At 39.4% G+C, this 12,618-nt stretch carries 6 protein-coding genes; 5 read left to right on the forward strand and 1 reads right to left on the reverse strand.

Annotated features, from left to right (window positions below; genetic code table 11):
* The first annotated feature begins 302 nt into the window (after positions 1-302).
* From ACXIUD_RS15745 to tamL, 4 genes are all read left to right on the forward strand, one after another.
* On the forward strand, positions 303-1,640 hold the full coding sequence (locus ACXIUD_RS15745) for a sodium:solute symporter family protein (protein ID WP_458053602.1): 1,338 nt from the start codon (positions 303-305) through the stop codon (positions 1,638-1,640).
* On the forward strand, positions 1,618-2,799 hold the full coding sequence (locus ACXIUD_RS15750; protein ID WP_458053603.1) for a class I SAM-dependent rRNA methyltransferase: 1,182 nt from the start codon (positions 1,618-1,620) through the stop codon (positions 2,797-2,799). The genes ACXIUD_RS15745 and ACXIUD_RS15750 overlap by 23 nt, the downstream gene beginning before the upstream one ends.
* 576 nt (positions 2,800-3,375) lie before the next feature.
* Positions 3,376-8,349: a translocation/assembly module TamB domain-containing protein gene (locus ACXIUD_RS15755; protein WP_458053604.1), complete on the forward strand. Its 4,974-nt coding sequence runs from the start codon at positions 3,376-3,378 to the stop codon at positions 8,347-8,349.
* A complete protein-coding gene (gene tamL, locus ACXIUD_RS15760) occupies positions 8,346-10,640 on the forward strand; it encodes a translocation and assembly module lipoprotein TamL (RefSeq protein WP_458053605.1) in 2,295 nt (764 codons plus the stop codon). The genes ACXIUD_RS15755 and tamL overlap by 4 nt, the downstream gene beginning before the upstream one ends.
* On the opposite strand, the gene ACXIUD_RS15765 is transcribed toward tamL, so the two are convergent.
* Positions 10,637-10,870 (reverse strand): hypothetical protein, encoded by a 234-nt coding sequence (locus tag ACXIUD_RS15765; RefSeq protein ID WP_458053606.1) that lies wholly within the window; start codon positions 10,868-10,870, stop codon positions 10,637-10,639. The two genes, tamL and ACXIUD_RS15765, sit on opposite strands and share 4 nt — an antisense overlap.
* A 333-nt stretch (positions 10,871-11,203) precedes the next feature.
* On the opposite strand from ACXIUD_RS15765, the gene ACXIUD_RS15770 reads away from it, so the two are divergent.
* Positions 11,204-12,610, forward strand: a complete 1,407-nt coding sequence (locus ACXIUD_RS15770; protein WP_458053607.1) for an anthranilate synthase component I family protein — start codon at positions 11,204-11,206, stop codon at positions 12,608-12,610.
* Positions 12,611-12,618: the final 8 nt, after the last annotated feature.

A 12,618-nucleotide genomic window follows, 5' to 3' on the forward strand; every position in this document is an offset into this window, starting at 1 on the left:
TAGAGCCAAGAATCAAGAACCAAGAGATAAGACTTGATTTTTGGTAATTGAGGAATGTGATAGAAAACTCAAGACTTTGCAGACCTGGTAAGTTTATCTCGTATTTAGTAATGTACGCGGTACCATGTACCAAGTACGGAGTTATGTAATAAAAAAGAATAGTTTTATTCTGTTACTAATCAAACTGTTCACTGTTCACCCAATAACTGTTCACTATTCACTGCTCACTTCCATTGCTACTAACCTCCATCGTCATATACTTACTGATCACTGTCCTGATAGGGGCCTGGTCATCAAAATTGGTGAAAAACTCCAATGACTTTGTATTAGCAGGAAGGCAGTTGCCCTTATTTTTATCGGCTTCTGCATTGTTTGCAACCTGGTTTGGTTCAGAGACTATTTTTGGAGCTTCCTCAGAGTATTTGGAACATGGTTTACAGGGTGTAATCGAAGATCCTTTTGGTGGAGCACTGTGTTTGATTTTGTTTGGTGCCTTTTACCTGAAACCAATGTATCGGATGAATGTGCTGACTATTGGTGATGTGTACAAAAAACTATTTGGTAAGCGGGTGGAGTTCTTCGCTTCGCTTTTCATGATTCCAGCCTATTTTGGATATGTTGCAGCACAACTGGTGGCCTTGGCATTAATTTTTACCTCAGTTTCGGACTTGACTATTTCTCAGGGAATTTTAATTTCTGCGGGGATTGTGGTGTTTTACACTTTTCTTGGAGGGATGTGGGCGATTTCCATTACTGATTTTATCCAAACTACCTTGATTGTGGTTGGGTTGATTTGGGTTGCAGTCCTTGTAGCGGAAAAGGCTGGAGGAGTGATGCCGATTCTAGAGTCTGCTCCCGAAGGAAGCTTTCAGTTTTTTCCGGAAATGAATAGCATTTCATGGCTCAACTATTTAGGAGCTTGGATGATTTTGGGGATTGGTAGTATTCCATCGCAAGATATTTATCAGCGGGTGATGGCCTCTAGAAGCGAGAAAATTGCGATCCAATCCACCTATCTGGCAGGTGGTTTTTATGTAACGATAGGCTTACTGCCACTTTTTATTGCTTTAGGAGCTAAGTTTCTTTATCCAGAAATCTATTTAGAAAACAAGCAATTGTTACTTCCTGAAATGGTTTTGCGGCATTCTGGTTTGCATGTGCAAGTCCTCTTTTTCGGAGCCTTGATTTCAGCTATCATGAGTACTACAAGTTCAGGATTGCTGGCTCCAGCGGCTATCATCTCAGAAAACCTAATCCGTCCCTATTTTGGTAACAAGTTAAAGGATGCTCATTTTCTTTGGATTTTACGTTTGAATATCATTGCTGTATCCATTGTAGCGGTACTTATGGCCAATTGGAAAACAAACATTTATGAATTGGTCGCAGGAGCATCCATTTTAATGATGGTGTCTTTATTTGTTCCGTTGACAGCAGGGCTGTACTGGAAAAAAGCTTCTGAAATGGGTGCCTTGATGTCCATAGTTCTTGGAATGATTGCCTTTCTTGGTTTTTCTTTACTTGAAGAACTTCCTGTTTACCCACACCTTCCTGCACTTTTGGTAAGTGCTTTGAGCATGGTCGTGGGCTCTTATATTTTCCCTCGCAAACCAAAAAATCATGTTACCATATCCAGTCATTAAATTAGGCAAAAGCAAAGAGATTTCTCTTTTACGCAGGCATCATTGGGTGTTTTCTGGTGCTATTTTGGAAAAAGATGAAGACCTCAAAAACGGTGATTTGGTTCAAATTCACAGTTTTAAAGGAGAATTCTTAGGAATTGGTCATTTTCAATATGGGTCTATCATGGTCCGAATTATCAGTTTTCAGGAGGAATTGATTGATGCTGCTTTTTGGCAAAAACGTCTGAGTGATGCCTATCAGGTCAGAACAAGCATTGGATTGGTGGATGCTGATATGACGAATGTTTACCGATTGGTGCATGGAGAAGGAGATGGTTTTCCAGGGTTAATTATTGATTTTTACAATGGTACGGCCGTTATTCAGTGTCATCAAATTGGCATGTACAAGCATGTGAAAGAAATAGCGCAGGCTCTGAAAACAGTCTATGGGGATACCTTGGATTGCGTGTATGATAAAAGTGCGGAAACTTTGCCCAAAAATATCGGCGTAGAGAACCGAATCGTCTTGGGCGAACCTAAAACTACACAAGTATTAGAGTATGGATGTGCCTATGAAATTGATTGGGAGAAGGGGCAGAAGACAGGTTTTTTTGTAGATCAACGGGAAAACAGGAATTTACTTGGTCTTTATGCCAAAGGAAAAAAAGTACTCAATACCTTTTGTTATTCAGGGGGATTTTCGGTTGCAGCCTTAAAAGCAGGGGCCACCGAAGTTCATTCAGTGGATATATCCGCTAAAGCCATTGAATTGACGGATAAAAATGTAGCGTTAAATACGGGTTTTGATGGCAAGCATGAATCCATCGTGGCTGATGTGGTCAAGTATATACGGGAAATTGACTTGGATTACGATATCATTGTCTTAGATCCACCTGCTTTTGCAAAAAATATGAAAGCTAGACATAATGCAGTGCAGGCTTATAAACGACTGAATGCAGAAGCGCTGAAGCGTATTCAAAAAGGAGGAATATTATTCACCTTTTCCTGTTCCCAAGTAGTGGATAAAAAGTTATTTGCTGATACAGTCACTGCCGCGGCTTTTGAAGCCAAGCGAAATGTGCGGATTTTACATTACTTATCTCAGCCAGCCGATCATCCGATCAATTTATTTCATACAGAAACAGAATACTTGAAAGGATTGGTTTTATATGTAGAGTAGGCTTAAGGAAGAAAATTGGCAGGGGAAATGAAAAAGTAAAACATCAACGCTGTCAGTGAAATTGATATCAGTAGGCTGATCAATAGGATTCTTCCGTAATAAAATACGGGTTTTATTTCACCTTTCTTGTCTTGAATAAAAGTCTTACTGTAAGGGAAAAAACCTTGGGAAAGTGCAAGGCTTGTCAGAAAATAAACGCTCAACAAAAATCCAATCGTAAAGTAAATTTCCATAACTCAATCAATAGATTTTCAAGTTAGTATATTTTCTAGCACCACCAATTAATTTCTCAAAAAAGTAACAATTTGGTAACCGAGACGGGGAGAATTTGAAACAGGAGTGAATTCCTTCAGCTATAAAGATTAGCAAACCTGTATTTGCTTCTTTTGTGATTTTTGGCATGATTTTTTGAACAAATTACCACTAAATGATGTCAATTTAGAGGTGAATTAGCCTATATTGTAATATCTTTGAGTTTAAGAGTTCAACCCTAACAATATCAATATCAAGCGGTTTTTCTACAGATTTTTGAAAATCTCAGGAGGTGTTCTCGCCTTCTTGATACTTTTTATTGGTTTGACAATTCTTTTTGTCCGATCTCCTTGGGGACAAAATATCATTGTATCCAAAGCTGTTGATTATCTTTCCAAAAAAACAGGTGCTGAAATCAGTATAGGTCGACTCTTCGTAACCTTTTCCGGGGACTTGTATTTGGAGGATTTGTATGTCAGTGATGCCACAGGAGATACACTCCTGTACTCAGGATCCTTGGAAACAGGAGTAGCAATCCGACCTTTGATTCAATCAGGAGATATTACGGTAACCAAACTAAAATGGGAGCGATTGGTAGCAAGAGTGAGTAGGTTGGAGGAAAGCGAAGCATTTAATTTTGATTTTTTGTTAGCACCCTTTATTGGTGAAACAAACCCAGAAGAGGAAAGCACCACCATAACAGAAGAATCCACATCCGCCTTTCCCAGAATCAAACTACCGGTAGTTTCTATCAAAAAGGTTGATGTGATCTACGATGACCAATGGTTGGGGATAGATGCCTTACTCTTATGGGATACATTTCGATTGGATGCTCAAACGGTAGATTTGAATCAAATGAATTTTGATTTGAAAGAGTTGTTTTTATCGGATGCCACTATTCGATGCATACAATCCAAGCCCTTTGAACCTTCCTTCGATGAAGAGGAAGACACAAACACACCATTGCCTTTAATTGCTTTGCATTATGGGCAATTAAATAACGTAGCTCTGTATTTTGAATCTATTCCAGATGGTATTTTTGCAGATGTCCAAATAGGAGACTTTAACCTACAACTACCCGAAGCTGATTTGGAAAGCCAAAAGGTTTTGGTCAAATCGATTTCTTTGGATAACTCATCCATAGATTTCGCTTTCAAAACATTAGAAACAAATACTCCGAGTACATCTGTCCCTGAATCCTCATCAGGTTTTGAGTGGCCCGATTGGACTGTGCACCTGCATTATTTGGGTTTGTCCAATATTGACCTCAACTATTCCTTAGACGACAACCTTCCTCGATCTGGGTACTTTAATCCTGAGGCTTTAGCTGTCAGGGATTTTAATTTGGAAACCCATGCGCTAAGTTTAGAACCTGGAAAACTAGCCTTGAAATTGGATGAATTGCGATTCCAAGAAGCATCTGGATTTCAGCTAAAGCAATTTGGGATGGATTTATTACTGACGGATCAAAAGCTGGATATTTCCAGAGTTGCCATCGAAACAGGGGATAGTAAGCTCAATTCTGCTATCAATTTAACCTTTGCCTCCATCAATGACTGGATTGCCAATCCAATGTCAATGAACTACGCAATCAACCTTCGGGAGTTTAGGACTAACTTTCGGGAATTAAGCCTTTTTGAGCCGAGCTTATCGAAGGAAGATTGGTACGAAGAGATTAGAGGAAAAGCCTTTGCCATCCATGGGAAAGTTGCCGGTAATGAGCGACAAGTAAAAGTAAATAGCTTGAATGCGTCTTACAATCGTAACTTGAAGTTTTCAATGAAAGTGGGAGAGTTTTCCGACTACTTGGATGTAGAAAAGCTATCCTTGGACATTAATGAAGCAAAACTAACCGGCACTAAAGCATCTATTTCAGGGTTTTTGACAGAAGATACGGAGTCTTATGTACCAGAAAACTTTGCCTTAGTGATCCAAGGCAAAGGTAGCATGAAAGATTTTGAAGGAAATGTAGATTTTAAGAGCTCCTTAGGAGATGCCTTTGCCAATTTGTTATTGAAAGATCATGACGCTTGGATTGTCAGCACAGAGCTTCAACTGAAAGAAGTGCAGGTTGGAACTATGCTTGATTTGTCCGAATTAGAGCCGATTTCTTTGCAATTGGCCTTAGATGCGGAAGTAAAGGATTTATATGAATCTATCGCAAAACTAAGCTTGGGTTTTGATCAACTTAACTGGAATGGCATTGATTTTTCTGACTTGGAAATTCAAGCTTCTTTGGAACAACAGGATGCAGTTTTGACCGTCAGTCATCCTGCCGATTTTTTGAATATGGACCTACAGGTCAAGGCCAAAGTAGATACCCTTCAACCTGAAATTCAACTCCTTTTGGATTTAAAAAATTTGAATGCCCAGTATCTTGGTTTAACCAAGCAAGCAGTAAATACAACCTTTAAATCTTCCGGTGAAATTGCCTTGGATGGGACTGATTTTGTGGGTGAATTGATGATTTCGGATGCATTTATGCGTATCCAAGGTCAGCGAAGTATTCCCATGGGTGATATTCAGCTGACAGTTGAGAATACAGAAAACAAGAGCTCATTCAAACTGATTAGTGATTTTTTAAACGGTGAAGTCCAGGGTAATCGAGGGTTTGATGTAATAGGAGAAGCCCTAACGGCCTATATAGAAGAACAATTGGCCATTGAGAAAGTGGGCAGAGAGCAACTCGAAGATGTCAAAGCTAAAGGAAGTTTCACCTTCCAGTCAACCCCATTTATCGATCAACTGTTGATAGCTAATGTTGAGCGAATAGACTCTATCAAGATCAATTTTGATTTTGATGCTCAAGCTTCTCGATTGAATGGGCAAATGAAAGTTCCATTTATTCAATATGGAGGTTTGGGAGTGGATAGTTTACTGTTGACTTTGGCAGGTGATAGAGAAGAGTTAAAAGTTGCTTTGAGTTTTGAGTCTTTGGATACAGGGCCTGTTGCTATGGAGGAGACCAAGTTTTCTGCTAGATTAAGAGACCGGGAAATCTTTACCCAATTCCAATCAAAGCAAGAGGATGATTTTATTATTTTTGTCAAGTCCCATATTTTCTGGGAAGGAGATACTTTGGTATACAAGATCAATCCTGATAATTTTACGCTCAATAAAAGAGCTTGGGAGATTCCTGAGGCAAACGCTATCCGATATGCTGAAGGGTATTTGGCATTCGAAAGTTTTGATTTGACCCGAACTAATCAACGCTTTTCATTGACCAATCAATTAGAAGGTGTAGCTGAGAATCATTTGGCTTTGTTGGTAGATAACTTTGATGTCAATACGGTAACCTCTTTTTTAAATCCTGATAAACCATTTCTCAAGGGAAGAGCCAATGGAAGTATCATCATAGAAAGACCCTTAGCAGATATCGGATTTCTGGCAGACTTTTATATCAAAGATTTGGTGGCTTTGGATATACCCTTGGGGACTTTGAGCTTGGATGCCGATTCCCAAAACTTAAAAGAATATGTATTTGGATTGCATGTGAAGGACGGCCTAATAGCTGCGGATATTGAGGGTCAGCTGCTATCGGATGAAATAGCGTCCTTGCTGAATTTAGAAATAGATATTCAATCCATAGATCTGAAATTGTTGGAAATCTTGTCAGAGGGTGGGGTTTCTAATGCATCCGGTAAATTATCAGGTCAGTTGAAAGCATCTGGGTCTACCGATGATTTAGACTACAACGGATTTTTAAAATTGGATGAAGCCCGTTTCAGGGTTAGTTCCATCAATGCTGAATTTGCATTTCCTGATGAGAGGGTTGATATCAGCAGAAATTACTTAGAGTTCAAAGATTTTACCATGAAGGATGCTTTGGGAAGTAATTTTTTGGTCAATGGGAGAATTTTAACTGATGATTATTCCGATATCGGCTTTGATTTAGCCTTGAAAACCAAAGGGTTCCAATTATTGAATTCTACGAGAGCTGATAATGATTTATTTTTTGGAAAAGCCAATATTGATTTGGATATGAAGGTGACTGGTCCCCTCAGTCTGCCAAAAATTGATGTCATATTCGCCATGAACAGAGGTTCTGAAATCTCGTTTATTGTGCCGGAAGATCAGCTGGATATGCAGGAGCGCGATGGGGTAGTACTGATGGTCAATCGCAAAGATCCGTATGACATGTTTTATCAGCGAGAGTTGGAATTATATACCCAAGGAGCCCAAGGGTTTGATGTCCGGGCCAATATTAAGATTGACCCAAATTTTGTTTTCAATCTAATTGTGGACGAACGGACAGGTGATAATCTCAAGTTGCAGGGAGAAGCTGATTTGAATATGCTTATGGATCCCAATGGGAATATTTCTCTCTCTGGAAAATATGAAGTCAAACAAGGGCACTATGAGTTGAATTTATTTGGCTTGGTTAATAGAAGGTTTTTATTGGGTGAGGGAAGTTCGGTGACTTGGACAGGAGATCCCTTGGATGCTAATTTGGATTTGACTGCTATTTATAATGTACGTACATCTGCAGCAGAGCTGATGCAGGCCCAATTGAGCGGTACCGATGCCAGTACTCGTGGCCAATTTAGGCAGGTCTTACCATTTATGGTGTATTTGAACATCAAAGGAGAATTGATGAGTCCGGAGATTTCGTTTGAATTGGATATGCCTGAAAATGAGCGTGGAGTATTTGGAGGAAATGTATATGCAGCCGTTACGCAATTGAACGAAAAAGAAGATGAATTGACCAAACAGGTCTTTGCTTTATTGGTGTTGAATCAGTTTTTCCCAAGCATGGGTAATGATGGAAGTACTGGTGGTTCTGTTAACTTGGCTCGCTCTAGCGTCAGTCAGGTGTTGAGTACTCAGTTAAATGCTCTATCGGATAGATTATTTGGACAATCTGGTTTCTCCGTTGATTTTGATTTGGATTCCTTTACAGATTATCAAAATGGAGGGCCACAAGATCGGACCCAATTGAACGTTGCAGCCAAGCAAACATTAATGGATGACCGATTGGTGATTTCCATTGGCGGTCAAGTAGATGTGGAAGGTGGGGATCGAGGACAGGTCAATCAAGGAGACGCTTTGTTCGGAGATGTAAGTATTGAGTATTTGCTTGATCAACGTGCGCAATGGAGAGCCAAAGCATTCCGCAGAAATCAGTTTGAATCAGTTATCGACGGTCAGTTAATAGTAACAGGTATAGCCCTTATTTTCAATAAGGAGTTCAATGCATTTGCGGAGTTATGGAAGCGTCGATCAAAAGAAGCAGAAAACACATCCGATGAATCTAAGCCAGTTCAAGAAGCCCAATTAAAAGAGGAAGAAAACGAATGAGAGGAATTTACTTACATATAGTCTGCTTCTTATTGCTATCGGCAAGTGCTTGTAGTGTCAAAAAGTTTATTCCGGAAGGGGAACATTTGTACACAGGCTATGAATTGAATTTAGAAACACCCATCGAGCGAAGGGAACGACAGCAACTCCGCTCGGAATTAGAATCTTTAGTCCGTCCTAATCCGAACTCATCTATTCTGGGACAGCGTTTTGGTTTGTGGGCCTATTACAAAGGGCAAAAAGAAAAACCAGGATTTATCAATCGTTATTTGGCAAGAAAGTTTGGGGAAGAGCCAGTGTATATTTCCAAAGTACAACCTCAACGAACAGAAGGTATTTTATTAAACAGATTGGAGAATAAGGGGTATTTTTTAGGTAAAGCAAGTTCAGAAATCACACGAGGTAGAAAGTATGCCCAAGTGGCCTATACCCTAACCTTTGGCGAAGCCTATCGCTTAGCAACCTATACCCTTCAAGAGGACACAACTGTACTCATGCAAACTATCAAAGAAGACATGGAAAACACCTTATTGCCGCTTGGGAGTAGGTTTGATTTAGAAAAATTCAAAGATGAGCGCACTAGAATTGATGCGATGCTCAAAAGAAAAGGGTATTTCAATTTCAATGCGGATTTATTGATTTTTGAAGCAGATACCAATCAATATGCTGATAAACAGTTTGACTTGGTCCTTCGTTTAAAAAGTAATGTTCCTCAGCGATCATTACATCCATATACCATTCAAAATATTGCAGTATTCCCTAATTTTTCGATTACGGGAAGTGGCAGAGAGGGTGATACTGTTCGGATCGAAGGGGTTGACATTATCCAAGATGAGCTTGTCTTCAAACCTGAATACTTAGAGCCTTACATTCTGTTTAAGAACAACACCCGATTCAATCCGGCTACCTCCCGATTGACAAGTAATCGATTGTCAGCTATTGGGAATTTCCGATATGTGAATATAGAATTTCAACAAGCTGATACAGTTCTAATGGAAGATGGGACCTTCCCTTTAAATGCACGTGTATTTTTGTCTCCTTTGAATAAACGAAGTGTCCGTGCAGAATTGCAAGGAGTCACCAAGTCCAATACATTCGTAGGCCCTGGTCTTGTACTGAATTATACCAATAGAAATATTTTCCAAGCCGGAGAAATTTTCACATTAAGAGGTAATGTTGGCTATGAACAGCAAGTTGCCTCAGGACAAAGGGACGCATTGCAATCCATTGAATTGGGCTTGCAGGCAAATTTGATTTTTCCAAGGGTACTTTTCCCAGTGCCCATAATGAATAGATTTCAAATTGCCATTCCTAAAACACGGATGGGATTGGGTTTTGAGTATCAGAATAGAACGGATTTATACCTGATTCAGTCTTACAATGCTTCATTTGGTTATTTCTGGAATGTCAATCGCTATGCTTACCATGAATTTAATCCACTTGCCTTAAGTGTGGTGAATCTTGCAAGAACAACCCCTGCTTTTGAGGAAATTCTAAATTCGAACCCATTTCTAAGACGAAGTTTTGAGCAACAGTTTATCCTTGGATTGAATTATGCTTTTAACTACAACCAATTAGTCGATGAACATAGAAAGACTCCTCTATTCTTTGCTAGTACTATTGATATCGCAGGGAATACCTTAGGAGCATGGAACTCCATTGTCAATTCAAGAAATCCAGAGAGCTTCTTAGGCTTGGAGTATGCCCAATATATTAAAGGAGATATTGACCTTCGGTTATACCATCGGTTTACTACCGAAAATCTTTTGGTTGCACGATTTTTTGGAGGGGTAGGTGCCCCTTTAGGGAATTCTGTTTCTTTACCCTTTGTGAAGCAATATTTCAGTGGTGGGCCTCGAAGTGTCAGGGCGTTTAGGATCCGTTCTTTAGGTCCTGGTAGCTTTGTTCCTCAGAGCATTGGTACAGGTGGTTTCTTCGATCAGGCGGGCGACATCATTATAGAGTCCAATTTGGAATACCGTTTTCCATTCAATAAGTATCTGAAAGGGGCTCTATTTGTAGATGCAGGTAACGTTTGGTTATTCAACGAAAATGAAGCTTTACCAGGAGGGAAGTTTTCTTCTAAATGGGCGGAACAGCTTGGCGTAGGGGCAGGCTTTGGCTTGCGATTTGATATTCAGATTTTTGTATTGCGTTTTGATCTTGCAGCACCTCTAAGAAGGCCTTGGTTGCAACAGGAAGAGCGATGGTTGACAGATGTCCGTATAAGAGAGCGGGATTGGCGAAGAGATAATTTAATTCTCAACTTCGCCATAGGCTATCCATTTTAAGCTTTTGTGAGGTATAATTCAAACTCCAAAGGATTGGATGATTTGAATTCGTCCACTTCTAGGTCGTCAAAGATCTCCTCATCGAATTCCATTTCTGTTTTTTCAACCTTCCCGTCTGGATGAATAATCAATTCTATCCCTGTGAAAGTATCAGGATCTACTTTGACTAACACTTGATAATCATCAAATACTCGCTTGAAGTATTGCGGGGAGCTTTTGCCTTTTTTCATGCCCGAAAGGTAGAAAAATTTCATCAGGCTTCCCAAATCTCTATTGTGGAAGAGTTTTCTATGGCATTATTCTTCCACTGATTGAAGAAAACGACCTTTTTTATCAAAAAATCGTAAAAATGTAGCTTTGAAATTTTGACTTTGTAAATGCATTTCTAACTTTGTTGCATAGTTAATACAACAATGAATTTACACATGAACTATTGGTGGTGGCATTTGAATTCTTTCCAAGGGAAGAACCTTAAAGCTATTGCCTAATATGTAATGTTAAAAACTATATTTTAGAGGCTTGCTGGTTTTTCCCGCAAGCCTTTTTTCGTTTAAATCAACCTTATGAAAAGATTTAATTTACAGACGAGTTTTAAAAAATTACTGGCAGATACCATTACTCCAGTGAGTATCTACTTACAAATCCGGGATCGATTTTCAAATCCAATCTTGTTGGAGAGTTCCGATTACCATGGTCAGGATAACAGTTATTCCTATGTCTGTTTCAATCCATTGGCTTCCTTTGTTTTCAATGAAGGAAAAGTCAAAGAATCCTTACCGGATGGGAGTTTTTTAGAATATGAAGTAGGACAGGAACAGGCATTGGTAGATGCTCTAAGAAGCTTCTCTGCCAAATTCAAAGATGATAATGGGAAGCATAAATTCATTTCTAATGGTCTTTTTGGGTATATTCAGTACGATACAGTGAGTTATTTTGAAGATATACAGCTGAGATCTAGGGAGACTGCTGAGGTTCCCATGATGCAGTATGCGGTATACCAAAATGTCATTGTGGTGGATCATTTCAAGAATGAAATGTACCTCTTTGAGCATCAGATTGAAGATTCGCCTAAAGAACCGGTGATGCCATTGCTCGAAACCATTTTGAATTCCAAAAATATTCCTGCGTATAGCTTCAAAACAGTAGGAGAGGAAGTTTCCAATTATACAGATGAGGAGTTTTTAGATATATTGAAAAAAGGCCAAGATCATTGCTTCCGTGGAGATGTATTTCAGATTGTTTTGTCCCGTAGATTTTCATCCAAATTCAAAGGGGATGAGTTCAATGTGTATAGAGCATTGCGATCGGTAAATCCATCTCCATATTTGTTCTATTTTGATTATGGTTCTTTTAAGGTATTTGGAAGTTCTCCAGAAGCCCAAATTGTAGTTAAAAACAACAAGGCAACGATCTATCCTATTGCGGGGACATTCAAACGAACAGGTAATGACTTGGCGGATGCGAGTTTGGCTAGAAAGCTATACGATGATCCTAAGGAAAATTCAGAGCATGTGATGTTGGTAGATTTGGCCCGAAACGATTTGAGTAGAAGTTCAGAAAAAGTGGAAGTGGAAGTATTTAAGGAGATTCAGTACTATTCTCATGTGATCCATTTGGTTTCTAAAGTTACCGGGACACTTCCTGATGATGCCAATCCCTTGCAATTAGTAGCTGATACCTTTCCTGCGGGGACACTCTCTGGTGCTCCTAAATACAAGGCAATGGAAATCATAGATTCGCTGGAAAATGTAAGGAGGACATTTTACGGAGGGGCTATTGGCTTCCTAGGCTTTAATGGAGACTTCAACCATGCAATTTTGATTCGTTCTTTTGTTTCTGAAAATAATGAATTGCGCTATCAAGCGGGTGCAGGAGTGGTAGCGAAATCCTCCATACAATCCGAACTTCAAGAAGTTGCCAATAAATTGGAAGCACTTCGGGTAGCCTTGAAAGCTGCTGAAACCATTTAATGTTGAAT

The sequence above is a fragment of the Mongoliitalea sp. genome (assembly GCF_054166905.1).

Coding starts and splice junctions, on each gene's coding strand:
- ACXIUD_RS15750 (WP_458053603.1), top strand. CDS start 1,618: ATGTTACCATATCCAGTCATTAAATTAGGCAAAAGCAAAGAGATTTCT.
- tamL (WP_458053605.1), top strand. CDS start 8,346: ATGAGAGGAATTTACTTACATATAGTCTGCTTCTTATTGCTATCGGCA.
- ACXIUD_RS15765 (WP_458053606.1), bottom strand. CDS start 10,870: ATGAAAAAAGGCAAAAGCTCCCCGCAATACTTCAAGCGAGTATTTGAT.
- ACXIUD_RS15770 (WP_458053607.1), top strand. CDS start 11,204: ATGAAAAGATTTAATTTACAGACGAGTTTTAAAAAATTACTGGCAGAT.